This is a genomic window from Hahella sp. HN01 (genome assembly GCF_018986435.1).
Lineage (GTDB): Bacteria > Pseudomonadota > Gammaproteobacteria > Pseudomonadales > Oleiphilaceae > Hahella.
Window position 1 is genome coordinate 97556 of sequence record NZ_JAHMIN010000006.1, and the last position, 17454, is coordinate 115009.

General features: G+C 52.2%; 19 protein-coding genes. 11 read left to right on the forward strand and 8 right to left on the reverse strand.

Annotated elements, in window-relative coordinates:
* Nucleotides 1-52: 52 nt before the first annotated feature.
* On the reverse strand, nt 53-1297 hold the full coding sequence (locus tag KP814_RS07780) for a diaminopimelate epimerase (RefSeq protein WP_216736232.1): 1245 nt from the start codon (nt 1295-1297) through the stop codon (nt 53-55).
* 379 nt (nt 1298-1676) lie between these two features.
* Between KP814_RS07780 and KP814_RS07785 the strand changes: the two genes are divergently transcribed.
* A complete protein-coding gene (locus KP814_RS07785; protein WP_216736233.1) occupies nt 1677-2486 on the forward strand; it encodes a phytanoyl-CoA dioxygenase family protein in 810 nt (269 codons plus the stop codon).
* Between the two features lie 181 nt (nt 2487-2667).
* Here KP814_RS07785 and KP814_RS07790 read toward each other — a convergent pair whose 3' ends face one another.
* Together KP814_RS07790 and KP814_RS07795 are read right to left on the reverse strand one after the other, a co-directional pair.
* Entirely contained in the window at nt 2668-3549 is an 882-nt protein-coding gene (locus KP814_RS07790; protein WP_216736234.1) for a hypothetical protein, read from the reverse strand.
* Between the two features lie 22 nt (nt 3550-3571).
* Nucleotides 3572-4468 carry a hypothetical protein gene (locus KP814_RS07795; RefSeq protein WP_216736235.1) on the reverse strand — a complete coding sequence of 299 codons (897 nt, stop codon included), beginning with the start codon at nt 4466-4468 and terminating at the stop codon, nt 3572-3574.
* Nucleotides 4469-4842: 374 nt separating this feature from the next.
* Here KP814_RS07795 and KP814_RS07800 point away from each other — a divergent pair, with 374 nt between their 5' ends.
* The 4 genes from KP814_RS07800 to KP814_RS07815 all read left to right on the forward strand — a co-directional run bounded on the left by KP814_RS07800 (nt 4843) and on the right by KP814_RS07815 (nt 8326).
* Nucleotides 4843-5211: a hypothetical protein gene (locus tag KP814_RS07800; RefSeq protein WP_216736236.1), complete on the forward strand. Its 369-nt coding sequence runs from the start codon at nt 4843-4845 to the stop codon at nt 5209-5211.
* A 99-nt stretch (nt 5212-5310) separates the two neighbouring features.
* Nucleotides 5311-6042: a response regulator gene (locus KP814_RS07805; protein ID WP_216736237.1), complete on the forward strand. Its 732-nt coding sequence runs from the start codon at nt 5311-5313 to the stop codon at nt 6040-6042.
* A 118-nt stretch (nt 6043-6160) separates the two neighbouring features.
* Complete coding sequence (locus KP814_RS07810; protein ID WP_216736238.1) at nt 6161-7285, forward strand: sulfite exporter TauE/SafE family protein; 1125 nt, start codon at nt 6161-6163, stop codon at nt 7283-7285.
* A gap of 300 nt (nt 7286-7585) precedes the next feature.
* Nucleotides 7586-8326 (forward strand): ABC transporter substrate-binding protein, encoded by a 741-nt coding sequence (locus KP814_RS07815; RefSeq protein ID WP_216736239.1) that lies wholly within the window; start codon nt 7586-7588, stop codon nt 8324-8326.
* 13 nt (nt 8327-8339) lie between these two features.
* Here KP814_RS07815 and bfr read toward each other — a convergent pair whose 3' ends face one another.
* The gene (bfr, locus tag KP814_RS07820) at nt 8340-8804 is read right to left on the reverse strand and encodes a bacterioferritin (protein WP_216736240.1); all 465 of its coding nucleotides are present in this window, start codon (nt 8802-8804) and stop codon (nt 8340-8342) included.
* A 225-nt stretch (nt 8805-9029) separates the two neighbouring features.
* On the opposite strand from bfr, the gene KP814_RS07825 reads away from it, so the two are divergent.
* The 6 genes from KP814_RS07825 (at nt 9030) to KP814_RS07850 (ending at nt 13178) form a co-directional block, all read left to right on the forward strand.
* Nucleotides 9030-10169, forward strand: coding sequence for a serine hydrolase (locus KP814_RS07825; protein ID WP_216736241.1), 1140 nt, complete (start codon nt 9030-9032; stop codon nt 10167-10169).
* Nucleotides 10170-10323: 154 nt separating this feature from the next.
* Nucleotides 10324-11124: a hypothetical protein gene (locus tag KP814_RS07830; RefSeq protein WP_216736242.1), complete on the forward strand. Its 801-nt coding sequence runs from the start codon at nt 10324-10326 to the stop codon at nt 11122-11124.
* 38 nt (nt 11125-11162) lie between these two features.
* Nucleotides 11163-11492, forward strand: coding sequence for a hypothetical protein (locus tag KP814_RS07835; RefSeq protein WP_216736243.1), 330 nt, complete (start codon nt 11163-11165; stop codon nt 11490-11492).
* 123 nt (nt 11493-11615) lie between these two features.
* A complete protein-coding gene (locus tag KP814_RS07840; RefSeq protein ID WP_216736244.1) occupies nt 11616-12104 on the forward strand; it encodes a hypothetical protein in 489 nt (162 codons plus the stop codon).
* 82 nt (nt 12105-12186) lie between these two features.
* Nucleotides 12187-12594, forward strand: a complete 408-nt coding sequence (locus KP814_RS07845) for a GFA family protein (RefSeq protein WP_216736245.1) — start codon at nt 12187-12189, stop codon at nt 12592-12594.
* Nucleotides 12595-12647: 53 nt separating this feature from the next.
* Nucleotides 12648-13178 carry a hypothetical protein gene (locus KP814_RS07850; RefSeq protein WP_216736246.1) on the forward strand — a complete coding sequence of 177 codons (531 nt, stop codon included), beginning with the start codon at nt 12648-12650 and terminating at the stop codon, nt 13176-13178.
* A gap of 12 nt (nt 13179-13190) precedes the next feature.
* Here KP814_RS07850 and KP814_RS07855 read toward each other — a convergent pair whose 3' ends face one another.
* The 4 genes from KP814_RS07855 to KP814_RS07870 all read right to left on the reverse strand — a co-directional run bounded on the left by KP814_RS07855 (nt 13191) and on the right by KP814_RS07870 (nt 17393).
* Entirely contained in the window at nt 13191-13949 is a 759-nt protein-coding gene (locus KP814_RS07855; RefSeq protein ID WP_216736247.1) for an ABC transporter substrate-binding protein, read from the reverse strand.
* 194 nt (nt 13950-14143) lie between these two features.
* Complete coding sequence (locus KP814_RS07860) at nt 14144-14989, reverse strand: ImmA/IrrE family metallo-endopeptidase (protein WP_216736248.1); 846 nt, start codon at nt 14987-14989, stop codon at nt 14144-14146.
* Nucleotides 14990-15160: 171 nt separating this feature from the next.
* Nucleotides 15161-16102, reverse strand: coding sequence for an agmatinase family protein (locus KP814_RS07865; protein WP_216736249.1), 942 nt, complete (start codon nt 16100-16102; stop codon nt 15161-15163).
* 13 nt (nt 16103-16115) lie between these two features.
* Nucleotides 16116-17393 (reverse strand): radical SAM protein, encoded by a 1278-nt coding sequence (locus KP814_RS07870; RefSeq protein ID WP_216736250.1) that lies wholly within the window; start codon nt 17391-17393, stop codon nt 16116-16118.
* Between the last annotated feature and the right edge of the window lie 61 nt (nt 17394-17454).

Genomic DNA, 17454 nt, shown 5'->3' on the forward strand with positions numbered 1-17454 from the left:
GTGGCGATCGTAACTCATTGAAATACCTCCAGGCTACTACGGAAAAATCAGATTACTGCTTAGTCATCAAACGCTTACGGATGATGGACGAATTCGCCGCCTCCAGGGTGAGCTGCTGTTTGTATAAGCGCGCTTCGCTTTCCGCCATCAGGTACTCGTTGGCGGTTGGCGCCACCACATTGATCGGCTGCATACGGTATTGGCCTTCAAACAACATGTAAGGCTTGGTCGTCAGCACCCAACCGTTTTCCGTCTGCTGAATATTGATCACCGCATCGGGATCTTCCTCCCGGCAGCGGATAGGCAGCAGGTTGATGTTGGTGATCGGCATGGAGAACAACTGTTGCACCACGTAGGCCACCGCCAGAGCGCCGGTGCTGCAGGCCAGGGTCTCACGATTGATGCCGCGTTCGAAGCAACGGTTGGAGACGGAGTCCAGGTTGTGGATACGGGCGAAGTTGACGCTGACGCCTTCAGGGAAAATGTGTCGGCAGCGGCTGTTAATAAAAGAACCGATGCGATGCACCAGCCAGGCGCCCAGACCGCGGCGTCTGTCTTCCGGCGCATGACCTTCAGGCGTGGCGCCGAAAATGAAGTTGGCCAGCTCAGGCACTGAGAAGTCATGATCCGGGAAAATCACCAGATGGGGTTCACCGGTGAACACCAGATAGCCTTTAATGGTCAGCGTGGATTCATCCGTATAGGGCTTCAGATCGTCGCGACGGAACTGAATGGTGAGTTCCTCGATAACGTCGATCGTGTCGTCCAGCGGATGCAGGCTGTCGCGGTTGACCAACTGGGTTGGCGTATGGCGAGGCATGCCCAGGTTAACCCAGCTGCCGTCGTAACCGAGGCTGCCGATGGAAATAATGTTGGGCGTTGACAACGGGATTTCAGTGGCGATATTGGACACTGTCACGCCGTGCTTGCGGCGCAAAAAGTCAGCGATGCATATCAAGCCATTGCCGCAGCAGGCGGCTTCTTCGCCGTTGGGCTCAAACATTCTGAAAACATAGTCCGCAGCGGATAAATCCGGCTTTGCGTCCCAGTAGTTTCTATCCTTAGCGATCGCGTCCAGCGTCCGTGCATTTGATCGTTGCACTACCAGCAGATTGTCGCAACCAATGCCAAAAGTCGTGCTTGTGGCCTTGGGAGCGAAAGCCGACCATTCCATTTCAGCCAATACGCTGTCCTCGGTAGCGTCAACAATAACGAAGTTATTGCCGCAGGAAGTGTATTTGACGAAGGGAACAGTTTTCGCGGCTACGTCTGCTGTTTCGTTCTTATCTATGAACATCTGGAGTGACCTCACTTGGTGACAAACAGTACAAATCCGCCATAGAAAATAGCATGGTCTAAATTCTTCGCCATTGCATAACGGCGATAATTGGAAATGATTAGTAAACTTAGATTATTAACTGTGATCGCGAAGGGCGCGAGGAAGTGATGGAAGTTTTGTGAGACATGTATTGTCAAATTCTGATACATAAGACGATTCAGCTCCCTATCTGTGTATCCGGACGGGGGATATTGCTTGCAAATTTCCACACAGGCTTACAGTCATTTGCGTTCGCTCTGCTATATCTTAGCGGCCTGCTGACATTCTGCAGTTGTGAGCGGTAAGCTAATTTTTATTATGATTATCGGCGACGCCCGCATAGCCGAAGGAGTCTGACATGCTGAGCTTGTACGCTAAAGATTCAATGGTGGATTTTTTAGTACAGAAATTGGACTACAAAATTCGTTGCGCGCTTTCCCCCTTTCCGGTGGCGAAGGAGTACAAAGCGCACCTGGACACCTTGAACAGGGACGGTTGTGTGGTATTCGAGGAATACTTTTCGCCGGAGCAGGTGGACGAGTTCCTGGAGGATATAGAGGCCGCCAAGAGACGTCAGGATCTTACCCTTGTCGCCAATGGCCACATCGATACGGGTATTTCGCGGGTTTATGATGTCGCCACTGTGGCGCCAATGACCCGTAAGATTTTTGAGGACCCGATGATCCTCAGCCTGATCAAAGGCTATTGCTCCAGTAAGTGTGAGCTGCTGAAAACGTTCTATGAAGAGAAGAGGGAAGTGGGGACATCCTCCCAGTCCAACCACCACCACTTTGACGACTGGCGTCATCGCATTAAAGTGTGGGTGTACCTGACTGATGTAACAGAAAACCAGGCGCCGACTACGATTACCCTGGGCAGCCACAAGAACCATTTATGGCGTTACTGGCCGGAATACAATTACTTTCTGCACTTCCGCACGGACGAAAATAACCGCTACACAGAAATGACCGACTATTCCGGCATGTTCTGGCCCCATGAAGCGGCGACGATTCGAAAACTTTGGAAATATAAAGAAAAGACCATTACTGGCAAGAAAGGGACGATGTTTATCTTCGATTCCCGCGCATTACACCGCTCAACCGTATTGAAAGAAGGCGAACGCAAGATTATTACCGGTTATTACACTTATAAAGGTCTGGGCCTGTAGCCGAACCGAACCGTCTAAAAGACAAGTTCAGGATAAAGAAAGCGACGCGATGTAACACAGGAACGCGAAGCGGATAAAACGGGTAATTAAGACCAGGCGCTGAAAAAAAGCCGCTCCCGACAATGAATAAGTAGCAAACCGTAATGCGTCGGGAGCGGTCGATCGAAATCGTTGAAAGGGGCTATTGCGCGGAGACAATCTCTCCTTTGCGGCGTTGAACTTTAAATTCGCCTCTAATGTCGCCTTGCGCGTACCTGACCCAGCCGGTGTCGATGGCGTCGACAGTCGGCAGCTCCCGCACGAAAAGGTCCGCAGAGTCTTGTGCGCCAGCCAGTACGGCGAAATCGCCTTTTCCCACCACGTTCAGCCAGATCCCGCCATCGGGATTAACTTTCATCAGATTGGGCGAGTTCTTTTGCGGCCTGATGAAATCATGAGACCCGTCGCCACTGAGGTGATAGGTCGTTCCGTCCACGGTCATCGCCATGCCTGGAAGCAGATCGATACGCAAGTCCAGCGGATACTGATCCTGTGTCAATGTACCGACAGACATGCGCAGCTTGCCGGAGAAGTTGAACGCCTTGCCGTCGATGTTGAGCGCGACATTATCATAGGTGGCGCTCACCTCATCGGTATTGGGCGTCCACAGGGTTTCCGACCACATTTCCAGGTCGCGGACGCCGCTGACGAACTCAACGAGGCCATCCACTCCGACGTTCAGCACACAGCCGTGAAAGCGCTGGCTGTAGAGTTTTTTCACCCTGCGACCGTCGTTGCGTTCGCCTTTGTAAGTGATGTCGTAATAGCCGCCGTTGGGGCAGTTGGTGGTGACCTCCGTCTGTATCCCGTCGGGGAGATCCGCGGACGCGTTCTGCATGGCGGAGAAGCTATACAGACGACTCTCGGCGATGGTCACATAGGATACGTGATACGCCTTGCGCGCCAGGGACGCCAGTTCGTTGCGTTGACTGTCTTCGGAAGAGGAGGCGGAGCCCCCTCCGCCGCAGCCGGAGAGCATGGCCATGCCTGCAACGAGACTTATTGTGCGTAGGAATAATCTCATGGCTCACCGCCTCAAATTTTAATTAGAAGTCATTGAAATGATCATTGAGACGAGAGACGACAGAGCGCCCGCCCAGGCCTTTATTGGTGGTGAAAATCACTCTTCCTTTATCCATCTCGAATAGAGAGTCGCGTTCAACGCCAAATACGCCGGTTTCTCCCTCTTTAACGCCTGGATAGACCAGCACTTGTTTAAGTGAAAGACTTTCCAGCAGGATGCTGCCGTCGGTTTTCACTTTCATGAGGTTTGGCAAAACACCATTTGGCTTGATAGTGAATTGGACAGGAGAAAGGCTCTTATGCATATCGTTCAAAGTGAAAAACGCTTCAGAAAGGAGCGTGACGTTACCGCCAAGAGTAACTTCCATCTTGAATGGATAGTTACCGTCTTCATTGGTGCGAGAGACTTTGGTCGTAATAGTGCCCGAGTACTCCAGCGGCAAACCATCGATAGTGACGTTGACGTCGTTGTTGACGGACTCTGTCGTCAGTTCAAGGACGTCGCCCTCTGGCAGTATGAACGAAATGTCGCGGGAGCCGCTGACGTAAGTGATGGTGTCCATGAGGCCATAGTCCATAGAGCAGCTGTAAAACTTCTGCGTAAATGTGCTCGTTTTATCCTTAAGCGACTTGAACTCCGCCGTGTAATAACCGCCTTTGGGGCAGGTGACGGTTTTCGCGCCATCTAACAGACCAGGCAGCTTGTTATCTCTTAGCTCAACTGCGTGGAAGCTGTACAGTCTCGCATCCGCCAGGGGCACGTAAGTGATAGCGTACGCCTGTCTGGCGAGTGAGAATTCATACGCACTGATTGTGTTATTTGCTGTTGATCCATTACCCGATGAGGAGCCGCCGCCCCCACCGCCACATCCTGTGAGCAAAGCCAAAACCGATACCAAAGCAATGCTACGTGTTTTCATTCGTTATAATTTCCAGAGAACCAAAATAGAGATGTATACCGCGCACTAACCGCGCAGCCCTTGTTACCAGGGAGTTGAACTTTAATTACCTTTCTGTAACACATCCCATACGTAAAATTACTAAAACGTTTAAGCTGGTATGCGCTATGCTTATTGAAAGAAACGAGAGGTGGAAAGGCTTTCAAGTTATGAAAGCGTTTCCTTTTTTATAAATTTACACTGTTAAGTTTTATATTAAAAATGTGACCTGTGTCGCAAAAAGTGATGGACGGGATTCAACCAAAGGATTAATAATCTAATCATATGGAGTAATGCCGTTCGAAGATCTTGGAACAACCAGGAAGCGCTTTTGCGGTTTACAAGGAAAGGACACCATGAAAACAATATCGCTATGGCTCTTATTGTTATTGGCGTGGGACGCGGAGGCGGCTTATGTCACCTCTACGGACTCTGCGGAGTACGATCTTAAACGCCCCCTCGAAAGCATGAATATCAAGTATGCCTATGAAGAGCCGCAGCTTGATCGCTTGCCAGCAGGCAAGTGCGGAATCGGCGGTGGGCTATACGTCAACACAGACTTCTGCAAGACCTCCGACCTTGCGTCGACTGGCGCTGCGATCACGGCGACAGAGTCGGTGTCAGGCGCCTCGGCGTCCGCCAATCCGACCGTGGCGGCGGTGTTCGGGCTCAGCCTTATCGGCTTGGGATTATTGGGTTTGGGAGCGCTGCAAATACGGTCATAAGAGATAACAAACCGTTTCCCTAATTTACCAAATCCTCGCTTACTATCCGGGGACTGAGGCCTAGACTTGAATCACAATCAGGTGAAAGAGGGTGATTCTATGAACGGCGCAGTCCTTTTGGTTGATGATGAACCCGGGGTGACTCAATCCCTGACCCGTCTACTCCACCGACGAGGTTACCGCACTCATTCCGCTCATGATGGCGTGGCTGCGCTGCGGCTTATGCAGCAGCACGATTTTGACGTGGTGATCACTGACTTCAACATGCCCTACATGAACGGGGTGGAGTTTCTGCAAAAAGTCGGTCACAAGTACCCACGCATCGAGAGAGTGTTGATGAGCGGGTTAAGTGAATTCTCCATGTTGCGGGACGCCGTCAACAGCGCCCGCGTCAGTACTTTTATAACCAAACCCTGGGACGATGAAGACCTGGTGCGCGTAGTGACCCAGTCGTTGCGTTCCGCGGCGGGACGGGAGGATGCGCAGACGTTTCGCGATATTCTCGACAACGCCAGGGAAGGGGTGGTGGTGATCGATCGCAGCGGCGTGGTGACCGATATCAATGAAAAGCTGTGCTTCTGGCTGGGGTATGAAGCCCATGAGCTGATTGGCGTGGCTTCTTCCACCATGCGGTCGGACCAGCAGCCGCGCGAAGCCTATCAGGCGTTGTACGCCGATGTGGTGGACCGGGGATGTTGGGAGGGGGAGCTGCATCTGCGTCGCAAGGACGGCGGTTCACTGAAAACCGAGACTCTGATCAAGCCTTTCCGGGACGGAGACGGTTGCATCGAACGCATTGTCTTCTACGTCTTCCCGTCGGAATTTCAGTAAAAGTCACACAGGACAATAACCAAAACCGGGACAGTAAGTCCCGGTTTTGTCCATAGCAGCCGGTGGGAGCGTCATTTTAGTATCTAGGCTCAGTTGCAATTAACGCCTGGTAACTTCTATGACGATACAAGCGCCGCGTAAGAAATTCATTTGGGTTTGGCTGTTATGGCTGGTTGGTTTTTATAGCATCTGGGCGTTCCTGGTGTTCGGCCTCGATCAATGGAGGGCGGTGACGGAACACTGGCCTATCGCTCTGGCGATGGCGCTGGGGAGTTACGCCGCTGGTTCTACGCCCATGGGCGGCGGCACTGTTGGGTTTCCTGTGTTGGTGTTGTTGTTTGATATGCCGGCGACCTTGGGGCGGGACTTCAGTTTCGCCGTACAGGCGATCGGGATGACCAGCGCCAGCATTTTCATACTGGCTCGTCGCCAGCCTCTCGCCTGGTCTATGCTGTTCGGCGCTATGTTTGGCGCACTGATCGGCACGCCTTTGGGAATTTTCTTCATCGCCCCTTATGTTCCTGGCTTGTTGATAAAAGTCGTGTTTGCAGTGATCTGGGCCAGCTTCGGCATTCTGCATCTGTATCGTATTCGTGAGATCGCTGGCCATAGTGGCATGACCGAGTTCGACGAGAACTGGGATTTTCGTGTCGGCGCCATGCTTGGCCTGTGCGCTGGCGCATCGGTCGCTTCCGTCACTGGCGTTGGCATCGACATGGTGATTTATAGCGCACTGGTGTTGCTGTGCCGCGCGGACCTCAAGATCGCGATTCCGACCTCCGTTGTGATTATGGCGTTCACTTCCGTGCTGGGCGTGGTGGTGAAAAATCTATCTACTGGCATGCAGCCGGGCGTGTATGAAAACTGGCTGGCGGCGGCGCCGATTGTCGCACTGGGGGCTCCTTTGGGCGCCTACATCGTAGATTTGATTGGGCGTAAACCGACGCTGTTGTTCGTGGCGGTGCTGTGTGTGGGGCAGTTTATCTGGACCTGCTCCGTAGAGCGTCACACCCTTGGCGTGGCTGGCGTTCTGATGGCGGTGGGCGCAGTGGGCGTCTGTCTGTATGGCTTTGAGCGTCTGCGCGCCTGGGGAGCGGTTCTGGTAGGAGAAGCCAAGGAGAAGCAGGCTGCGAAGACTCGTTTGGCGTATCTGGCGGAAATGTCCGGACAGTCTTTGTCTCAGAACCCTTATCCGCCACAGGGGCGCCCGGTGAAACAGGTGGAAGCGGCGGACGTAAGCTAAGGCGACTCTTCATAGACGGACATCATAGACAATCTCGTGGACGCACATCATCGACAATCCAGTTCTACATAATAGAGCAAACAAGCGGCCGGAAAGCCTCCTGCCGCTTTTCCCTGTTTCCATCAATGAAATCGCCGGATTGTTTAGACCGCTTACTTTGACTTGGCGTTATTGCGCTCCTACCTTTAGTTAATCAGGGCCATAGATTTTGCCTGTTACAGGGTGATCTCCGGCTCCGTTTCAATTGCAAAAATCAGATCGCCCGGGATTGGCGCATTACCCTGGTTAGGGGAACCTTCGATGCGTTACAGGCTGTTGTTGTCGATTTTTATGCTTGCCTTGATGACCTCTCCGCTACAGGCTGAACCGCGCCTGATCGCCGGCGAAGCGCCATTATTCTGCTATATGGAAAGAGATAAAGTGCGCGGCGTGGCCTGTGACCTGTTGCGTGAGATGGCGCAGCGAGTGGGGCACTCAGGGGAAATTGAGTTGATGCCTTTCAAGCGGGCGTTGCATGAGACCAAAAATACTCAGGATGCGCTGATGGTTCCGGTGGCCCGCACGGACGAACGAGCGCCGGATTACCAATGGCTGACGGAAATACTGCAGGAAGAGTTTCTGCTGGCGGCCTTGCGTGAAAGTCAGGCGGACATTTCCAATTTTGATGCGGCCAGGAAGCTGAATATTGGCGTATTGATTGGCGGCGCTGCTGCTCAGATCATCAAGGATCAGCATTTGGTTCATGTGCAGGAAGTCTACACGGAAGAGCTGAACGTGCGGAAACTGGCGGCGGGGCGCATAGACGCCTGGCTGGGCTCCTGGAACGTCATGCGGCAGGCGCAGCGGGATCTGGGATATCCTGACGATGCACTACGCCGCGGAGCCGTGGGCATTCGGGTGCGCATTTATCTGGCGGGCTCGCCAGGGTTGGGGCCGTTGGAAGCGGCGAAGTGGCTCACCGCCTTCAAATCCATGCAGGACGACGGCGTATACGCCCGTATTCTGGAACGCTATCGCTACCAACAGCCCTCGCAGCAGTAGGCTCGCGGCGATCTCACATGTGAGACTGCAGGTAATTCTGCTCGCCCACTTTGTCCATCAGATCCAGCTGAGTCTCCAGCCAGTCGATGTGTTCTTCCTCATCTTCAAGAATGTCCTGGAACAGGTCCCGGCTCACATAATCCGCATGTTTTTCACAGTAAGCGATGGCGGCGCGCAGGTCTTTGGCGGCGTCCATTTCCAGGCTGAGATCGCAGGACAGCATTTCGCGCACGTTTTCACCGATGCGCAACTTGCCGAGTTTTTGTAGATTGGGCAGGCCTTCCAGAAACAGGATGCGGTTAACCAGATTGTCCGCATGCTTCATCTCGTCGATGGACTCTTTGTATTCGTGCTCATTCAGTTCTTCCAGACCCCAGTTCTTATACATGCGGGCGTGCAGGAAATATTGATTGATGGCGATTAGCTCGTTGCCCAAAACAGTGTTCAGATGCGTGATGACTTTCGGATCGCTTTTCATCGTCGTAACCTCCCTCCCATTGATCCTCAGGGGATAAAAGTCGACGCCCCTGAGGGATATGTCTCGTTGATCACGGTTTGATCATTATAGGCTAGTTGTCGCCATGCATAAAATGTAACCAGCTGATATATAGACAAAAACAGTGGTATATTTGATTCTCATTCGTGTTAGGTTTCTCTTTTGTCGAAATCCGAGTTGGAGAGAGGAGTAAGAGGTTTCAGGGATATGAAGATATGGCTGTTTGTCTGTCTGGTCACGACATTGGCGCATACCTCGCAAGCCGTTGCTGCATCGCCAGCCATGGGCGAACTGACGCTGGATAAACAGGCGACATTGTCTGAGCAGACGATGCTGGATGAGCAGACGATACTGAATGAGCAGACGATGCTGGATGAACAGACACTGGCAGCAGCGCTGTCCAACCAAAAGACGCGACCATTTAGCGGCGTTGCGGTGATCGCGCAAGGAGAGCGTATTCTGTACAGCTACGCCCATGGCGCGAGTACGCCTATCCCCCTTAACAGCCGCTTCCTTATCGGTTCGTTGAGTAAGCAAATCACCGCCGTTCTGACGCTGCAGCAGGCGCAAGCTGCAGCGCTCCGATTAAATGCGTCTCTCGCTGACTATGGCTTGTCGCTATCAGAGCCCTGGTTGCAGCAAGTGCGGGTAGGCGAGTTGCTTAATCATACGTCCGGCGTCACTCGTCCTGGCGCGCCTCTGAAATTTCAGCCCGGCGACAGCTTCGCGTATTCCAATTATGGATATGAGATTTTGGGCGAACTGATTGAGCGGGTCTCCGGACGTTCTTATCGCGAGTTGGCGACGAAATTGTTTCAAGGTTGCGGCATGACGGAAAGCGTCGTTCCAGAGGCGAATAATGCGATCTATCCCGACGGATTGGCGCAGGGCTACAGCGAGGACGAGCAAGGCGGTTTGGCTGCGGCGGATATAAAAGGCTCTTTTCAGCGTGCGCCGTCTTCGGGCGTCGTCTCTACGGCGATGGATTTGGTCCGCTGGAATCAGTGCTTGCATGATGGCGTCGCTTTGGCTCCGGAGTGGTATGGGAGGATGACGCAAGCGTCAGCCACGCGCAGCCACCGCTGGGGAGAGCTGGGATACGGGTATGGCGTGCAAGTGTCGCGACAGGGTCCGCGTGAATACAGTCATAGCGGTTATGTGCCGGGCTATATCTCAACTTTGTCTTACTTCCCGGAACGCAAAATCAGTTTGGTGGTATTGGAGAATGTCTCCTTGTCGGTGCGTAACATGGGCAGGGTATTTCATCACCATGACCAAGTGCGCAGCCTGTTAATGCGGGCGTTGCAAGCGTCTCCAGCTACCGTGGCCACCCAGGAGAGGCAGTAAACCCCGTGTCTGTTTGGTCTCGGACACAAGTGTGAGCTACTCTTTGATTTAAGTGGAAAATTTGTGGATCTGTTGTGTTTAGGGAGGTGAGCGGCGCGAAAGTGGGAATGTAGGGATAGGTATCAGAAAATGTCAGTCAACAGGAGTGATAAGGATGATGCGTCAAATCATGTTAATCGCAGCCGCGCTTATACTGTCCGGGTGTGAGTCCATCGCCAAAAATTATCTGCCCGGTGAGTTGATTCTGCCGGCGAAAAATTCCTCATCCCATCCCTATATCACCGATGAAGGGATGATCGACTTGTCTCAGTTGAACCTGAAAAGCAACAGTAAAACCTATCGCAATCAGGTGATGTCTCAAGCGATCGCGCTATCCGATAGAAAATGCACCCTGCACAAGGCTGGCATTATCTCAAACGCCAACGCCTGGAACGTGGGCACGGGCTCGGCCGCCATGTTGTTCTCAGGAACCGCCTCCGTGTTGTCTCACGCCAAAACCGCCGGCAATCTGGCCGCAGCCGCCACCGCCACGTCCGGCATTCAATCTTTAGTGAACAAAGAAGTCTACGCAGACGCCCTGGGCACGACCATACTGCGCTCCATCGACGTGGCCCGCTCCAAACACAAAGCGGTACTGGAAGCCGGTATGAAAAACACCACCGCGGACTACCCACTGTCCCTGGCCGTCCTGGACATGCAAGCCTACCACGACAGCTGCTCCCTCATGGCGGGCCTGGTGGAAGTCACCAAAGCCTTCGAAAACCGCAGCCCCTCGCGTAATGAGTTGAAAAGGGATATCAATTACCTCGGCGAAAGAATCGCCTCAATCAGAGAAGCGCAACGCAGCGGCGTCACCCTGACAAAAGACGAACAAGACAGCCTCGACGAATTCACCCGCGTGCTTAAGATGAAGGAACTACAGTATGTCGGGGAGGGTGGGGCTTCTAAGGATTAGTATGTCTATTATGGGAAAAATAGAGGGTATAAAGAGCGATGAAGCTGCTTGAATTTATTGACAAGGTAAAGAAAAGGCCGGGAATGTATTTATACGGCGACAACCCGCTTAATTCTCTTGAAATGATGATTTACGGCTATGAAGTCGCGTTAAAAAATCATGCTATTGAAGGCGATTTGTGTAATTTTAGGGCTGAATTTAATAACTATTTATTTAAGGCGTTAGGCTGGAGCACGTCGCGAGGATGGGCCAATGCAATAGTCGCCAATACGGCATCCACAGAAGAAGCGACAGAAATTTTCTTTGATTTGGTCGGCCGGTTTGTTTTATTGAAGTATGGAATCAAAAGTTCGATCTATGATGGCTGAAGGTGAGAGTGGTTTGAGGTAGGAGGCTGCTTTCAAGCCAGAATCTGGCAAAGAAGTTTTGTTATTGATCAGAGTGTGCAAATTGTCTCAATTGTTTAAGGGATTTAACTTGGATTATAGTTTGTGAAAATTGCCACAGAATTTATTGTTCTTCACAAAGATCAGAAAATGCCTGAAGAAGAGATGTTTTGCGCCTCTCTTTGGAGGGCAGATGATACTGATTCAGATGGAGACTATTATTACTATAATATTAATGGCCGTTGGACAAGTCTTTCCATTACTAAGAGAGAGCCAGATGGGAAGGAAAGCTCTTTGTCCGTGAGTGTTTATTGGGAATTTGATCGGCTTTATGAGCCTGCTATTTTAGAAGATGATGACCTGAAGCGCTTTATAGATTATAAACATCAGGGTCGATATGCTGATGTTAAGGCTATTAGTGACATAGAGAAACTTGGTGTAACATCTCTCTCGTTTGAAACTTACAGCTTGGTTGATTATGAGGAGTTCTTGCGTACGGTCTATTTTTATCTGGACTATACAAAAGGTATATTGGTCAACTTTAAAGGTTTCAATGCAGAAAGATTTAAAGAAGAATTTCTTTCTGAAGAATGATGCTGTCATCAGTTCTGTGTATTACTGCTGGTTTGTTAGATACAGCTAACTAGCTATCATCTAGATAAATATCGAGAGTGAAATGAGCGCCAGACACCACGGCTCCTGCCTATGCGGTGAAGTACGATTTGAGATAGAGGGCGATTTTGAAAGTTTCTATCTCTGCCACTGCGAGCATTGCCGCAAAGACACCGGGTCGGCGCATGCTTCAAACTTATTCTCTACCACGGCGCAATTGGTGTGGCTGAGCGGAGAAGAGCAGGTCAAAACGTTCACGCTGCCAGGAACCCGGCATTGCAAAAGCTTTTGTTCACACTGCGGCTCAGCGTTGCCGAATATTCAGATGAATGGCCAACTCCTGGCCGTTCCCGCCGGCAGCCTTGATAGCAAAGTCACGATAAAACCCAATGCGCATATCTTTGTCTCCAGCAGGGCGGAGTGGGATGCCGAGTTGGAGACGGCGCCGATGGTGGAGAGGGCTCCAGGATAAAAGCAGTGTTGACGTTGCATGATGTTGTAAGAGCCTGGCGCTGAAGCATTGATATGAAGTCAAAAATCTTATTTTCAGTAGTTATTATCTTCGTGGCGGCTATAGCCTCCTTTTTCATTCTGGCGATCCGTGATCCCGTTTTTCTGGCTGGGGGCAGTGACGCGTTGGACGTGGTCGTTACCCCAAAACCCATAACTCAATGGATTTCTGTAAGCCTCTTTTGTATGGCTTTCTTCTATCTCGTTTTCTCAAAACCTGCCCTTAGCATTTGGGGCAAGTTTGTTAAGGTGGGTTTGGGAGCGACCAGTTTGATGTTGCTGGTATCCAGTGGTCATACCTATACGATATCCGGCAAGGCGCATGCCTTGATTGATCAATGGTATGGCGTTTCGGTGCAGTCGCTTGGGTTTAATCCTACGGAAGGAGTTCAGGGCATCCGTTATGAAAATGGCGGCTTGTTTGTTTATCTCCTGAAAGAGGGAGAAGTGAAGCAAACTATTCTGACTGGGCCAATATGGTGGGGGCTGAATGAGGAAACGGTGCTGTCCGCATTGGAGCATTCGGGTGTGCGTTCATACGAATAGGCCCGGCGGCATTCACTCAAACGTAGGATCATTAAACCTACTAAACAGTTCCTTTAGCTTCCCACTCTCCATCAAACGATCCATCTCCCTGTCCCAAATCTCCGCGAATTTTCGTCCTTCGTCGTCGTATCTGAATCCGAGGTAGAATTTTGCGCCTGGGATGACGTCTTTCTGGATGACGACGCGGTGGGCCAGGCGGGTGTCGATGACGGCGTCGACGAGGCGTTCTTCGTAGTCGAGGATGTAGTCGATGCGTCTGAGGTCGAGCATTTTCAGGGCGGCGTCTATGTCGACGAATTCGTGGACCTGGACGGGAACGGTCAGGATGCCGCTTTGGTCGAATCCAGAGTTGGGTTCCCAGGAGACGCGTTGTCCTCTCAATTGCTCCTGGCCGATCCAGTGATCTATTTTGCCCTTGAGGTGAGCGATGGAGAGGCTGCCCACATAGATGTGCCAGCGTGGCAGGTAGATGTCCCGCATGCCTTTGTAAGCGCCGGGAAAGGCGTCGAAGTTGAGTTTTGCGGTTTGTACGTTGGCCTGGCATCGTTTGGGAGGCATGTAACTCACTTCCACAGAAACGCCGTTGTCCTCGTAAATAAGCTTCCACAATTCGTGATATAACCCCGTGCCATCCGGGTTGGTGTAGCCCTCCCAGATGGGGGTGCAGATGCGAATGGTGGAGTCGGCATATAGAGGTAGGTTTACGCCAAGTATAAGTAGTAAGGCGATCCAAGAAAGGCTCGGAGGGGATGACAGCCGTCTATTTGGCATTGGGATTCCAATTTGCTGTTACCAATATTTGTTGATGAAAAGGTATTGGCTTGATGAAGTATAGCAGCGGTAAATTGATGGATCGTGGTCAAGACTAACTAGAGAATTAATCCCTAGTTAATTAGGTGCTATAGAGGAAGCCGAGAAAAGTCAGCTTTTTAAAACTCTATCTAGAGCGCTTCGTAGGAATAATTCTAAACCAGCTCTAGTTCTTCAAGCCTTATAGCCATTGCATCCACTGAGACGTTGAACTGATCAGCTAATGAAATAAATTGGACTCTGTTATAACGCGTAACTCTAGCTAAGTATTGGCTCAGGTCTCTACGGGTTTTCAGTTTGCGGGATATCTCCTCAAGGCTTTGAGCAAGTGCGAATGCGCTCGTGTCATTCAACCTAAATTCTTGGGTTAAGAATCTCTCCTCAAATGCTTTTCGAATTTGTTTCTCTGGCATTAAAAAGAACGCTGCAAAAGTATCTGCTTCATATTCCATTGGGGCTTTGGACGCCCCGCCGCCACTACCATCCAATGCCCGGTCGCGATGAAATCCTACGCCTTCGTGAAGGATAGCGTGCCCGAGTTCATGTGCGGCAGTGAAATTCCTGAAATTGGGTAGAGGCTTCCGAGAAATAGCAACCTCTAAACTAATGGTATCTATTGAGCCGGCAACTTCGCATAACTCTGCGCCATCTGGTTTATATTGGCCGAGCGTATCTTGCATGTTCACTGAATACCCAAGACATTTGAATGCCACTATTGGATCTAAAATGTCGATGGGGGAAGTAAGAGTTTGATCTGGGAAGAGTTGAGACCTGTTGCGCCACATCTCGGCTTGTAGATTACGGGCGAACCTCTCTATATCCGTTTTGGAAAATCTTTGGCCTTTTCGTTTTCCATTCAAAATTATGTCGGATGATATTGAAAAACTGGGCTTCTTAACGGAGGAAATTGCACTGAAGCCCCCTTCATCATCAAGGTATGCGTAAGGATTTTTTAGAAGACGGCGGCTCTCGCGTATCTGATCGGCAAGGGATTGATCCATATTCACTCCGAAAAGTCATCTGCTCAAAAAATGCTCAGATCAATATATGGTAGATAGGAGTGTTAATCAACAATACATATTGAATTAGCCATCATCTAAACGGAGGCGTAAAAAAACGCCCCCGACAGGCGAGTGCGGAAGGGCCCGGTCGGGGACGAAGGGTTAAATCGGTCAGTCGCGTCGTCTTTCGGTCAAGCCGGCGAGGTAGTTCATGACGAAGTGGGCGGCGACTTCTGCGGTGTTGGAGGCGTCGTCCAGGGGCGGGCTGACTTCCACAATGTCCAGCCCGATGGTTTTGGTTTTGCGGGCGATTTCATAGAGTGCGTCGGCCACTTCATACGCCATCAGGCCGCAGCCGTTAGGGACGCTGGTGCCCTGGGCGAAGGCGCGGTCGAGGCAGTCGATGTCCACGGACACGTAGACGCCGTCGGTATCGCGGGAGGCGTGGGCGATGGCTTCCTCCAGCGTGTTACGCCAGCCGTCGCGGCGTATCTCATAGGGCGTGCGCACCATGACGCCGGCCTGTTCCGCCCGCTCCATATATTCCCGCGAATAAATCGGCGCGTTGACGCCAAGCTGTACGCTGCTGGCGTGGCTGTACACGTCTTGCACCGTATACATCCAATGCCCCGAATGCTCCTGACCTTTCACCGGGGGACGGGAGTCGAAGTGGGCGTCAAACACGATCAGACCGAAACGCTGACCGCCGGAACGTTTAAGAAGTCCGCGCAGTATCGGATCAGTGACGGAATGATCGCCGCCCAGGAATACCGGCATGGTCGAGGGCGGCAGGGCTGTGACGGCTTCTTCGATGCGGGAATAGGTCTGGTGAATGTCATTGCTGACGGGCACCGGCGCGCCGCGACGAAAACGCAGGGACGAAAGGTCCGCGCGTTTGTCCGTGCAATAAAGACTGAAACCGTTCAGCGCTTCCAAAATGGCTGCGGGTCCGAATCGGGTTCCGGGTCGATGGCTCACTGCGAAATCGAAAGGAATCTCCACAAAGGTGATCAAGTCTGAACCGAAGTCGGCGCCGGCGGCGTCCTCTACATCCTTGACCCAGGCTTCGGACACCCATTTCAGCGACTGATCGTTGACAACTCTCTCGTACATGGCGGCTTCCTCATCACACCGGTTGGATTGTTTGCGTTTTCACCATGGCCCCCTTGCGCGTCAGCTCCACGTGGCCAATGCCGACCGCCTGTTTGGCCCTTTCCACCACTGCGTCGTCGCCGTGTTTGGCGCGCCAGCGTTCGTATTCTTCAACCTTGCGGTTCATGGCGGACAGGTCGCGGCCTTGCCATTGGCGCTCCCGCACCAGACAAAAGCCGTTTTGATCCGGCGTGCGGATTTTTTCCGCATAGGCGGAGTTCCATACATTTTCCAGCGAATCCTGACGCAAATGGCCGACCAGTCGCGACAGACCGTTGCAGTCGTACACTTCGCCAAACAAATTCACGAACAGGCCGCAGTTAACCTGCCGGCAGCGATATCCGCCGCCCATGGGACGACTGGGGGAATAGATCAGCCCGTATTCCTCTTCGTCGATTTTGCGCATCATCTCAATCAGGTCATTGGCGCGCTCTTTCTCCAGCAACAGGGATTTATGATCCGCCATGCCTTCGGGGATCAGCGTCATGATGTAGCTGTGCACGTTGTTGTCCCGGCACCAGCGAAACAGGTCCGCCACATCGCCCAAGTCGTGAAATTTCGGCGTCACCACTACATCGATGGCGAGGCGGGTGGGAATCGACTGGTTGAAACCCCGATCCAACAGCAGACCCATGGCGCTGCGCGCTTTGTCCCCGTAGCCGCGCACGCCCACCATACGATCCTGCACGGCGGTGTCGATGTTGTTGTACTTGAGGAAAACGGATGCGCCCAGTTTATAGAGGCGATCCGCTCCGGCGGCGTCCAGATGGTAGCCGCTGGTGAACAGTACGGTGGTCATGCCCAGACTATGAATGTATTCGACGATCTCCCAGAAGCCGGGATCGATCATCGGCTCGCCGGCGCCGGGAAATTCGACCGTTGTGGCGCCCAGGCGGCGCGCCTGCAGAATAATGTCCTTGCGCTCCTCCGTGCTCAGCTCTATCCGGTCCGGCACATCGCTGTAGCGGTCCGGGGTGCGGTCGCAATAGAAACACTTCAGCTTGCATTCGCCGGTCATATCAATGTCCAGGTGCAACAGACGATTCTCCGCCTGAGCCCGGCGAATCGTCTCCTGGCAGTAATCCGTACCCACCGCCCACAGGTTCTCCAGCCGGCTCTGCGCAGCCTGGATATGCGGGAGGGATTTGCGGTCCACATCGGGGGAGAGACGCAGACTCGGAAGATTATCAGTCCGCTCTTCGGCGGCGTCGATCAGATGTACGTTCAACAGCGTTGAGTGATTCTTATCCATGACTGAATTCCTTTTTGATCCGTTTGCGTTACTGCTATTCCATGAGGCGTATCCCTTTCGT

Bases quoted from the DNA above. Each gene is read 5' to 3' on its own strand.
- KP814_RS07780 (WP_216736232.1), bottom strand. From the start codon at position 1,297: ATGTTCATAGATAAGAACGAAACAGCAGACGTAGCCGCGAAAACTGTT.
- KP814_RS07785 (WP_216736233.1), top strand. From the start codon at position 1,677: ATGCTGAGCTTGTACGCTAAAGATTCAATGGTGGATTTTTTAGTACAG.
- KP814_RS07790 (WP_216736234.1), bottom strand. From the start codon at position 3,549: ATGAGATTATTCCTACGCACAATAAGTCTCGTTGCAGGCATGGCCATG.
- KP814_RS07795 (WP_216736235.1), bottom strand. From the start codon at position 4,468: ATGAAAACACGTAGCATTGCTTTGGTATCGGTTTTGGCTTTGCTCACA.
- KP814_RS07800 (WP_216736236.1), top strand. From the start codon at position 4,843: ATGAAAACAATATCGCTATGGCTCTTATTGTTATTGGCGTGGGACGCG.
- KP814_RS07805 (WP_216736237.1), top strand. From the start codon at position 5,311: ATGAACGGCGCAGTCCTTTTGGTTGATGATGAACCCGGGGTGACTCAA.
- KP814_RS07810 (WP_216736238.1), top strand. From the start codon at position 6,161: ATGACGATACAAGCGCCGCGTAAGAAATTCATTTGGGTTTGGCTGTTA.
- KP814_RS07815 (WP_216736239.1), top strand. From the start codon at position 7,586: ATGCGTTACAGGCTGTTGTTGTCGATTTTTATGCTTGCCTTGATGACC.
- bfr (WP_216736240.1), bottom strand. From the start codon at position 8,804: ATGAAAAGCGATCCGAAAGTCATCACGCATCTGAACACTGTTTTGGGC.
- KP814_RS07825 (WP_216736241.1), top strand. From the start codon at position 9,030: ATGAAGATATGGCTGTTTGTCTGTCTGGTCACGACATTGGCGCATACC.
- KP814_RS07830 (WP_216736242.1), top strand. From the start codon at position 10,324: ATGATGCGTCAAATCATGTTAATCGCAGCCGCGCTTATACTGTCCGGG.
- KP814_RS07835 (WP_216736243.1), top strand. From the start codon at position 11,163: ATGAAGCTGCTTGAATTTATTGACAAGGTAAAGAAAAGGCCGGGAATG.
- KP814_RS07845 (WP_216736245.1), top strand. From the start codon at position 12,187: ATGAGCGCCAGACACCACGGCTCCTGCCTATGCGGTGAAGTACGATTT.
- KP814_RS07850 (WP_216736246.1), top strand. From the start codon at position 12,648: ATGAAGTCAAAAATCTTATTTTCAGTAGTTATTATCTTCGTGGCGGCT.
- KP814_RS07855 (WP_216736247.1), bottom strand. From the start codon at position 13,949: ATGCCAAATAGACGGCTGTCATCCCCTCCGAGCCTTTCTTGGATCGCC.
- KP814_RS07860 (WP_216736248.1), bottom strand. From the start codon at position 14,989: ATGGATCAATCCCTTGCCGATCAGATACGCGAGAGCCGCCGTCTTCTA.
- KP814_RS07865 (WP_216736249.1), bottom strand. From the start codon at position 16,102: ATGTACGAGAGAGTTGTCAACGATCAGTCGCTGAAATGGGTGTCCGAA.
- KP814_RS07870 (WP_216736250.1), bottom strand. From the start codon at position 17,393: ATGGATAAGAATCACTCAACGCTGTTGAACGTACATCTGATCGACGCC.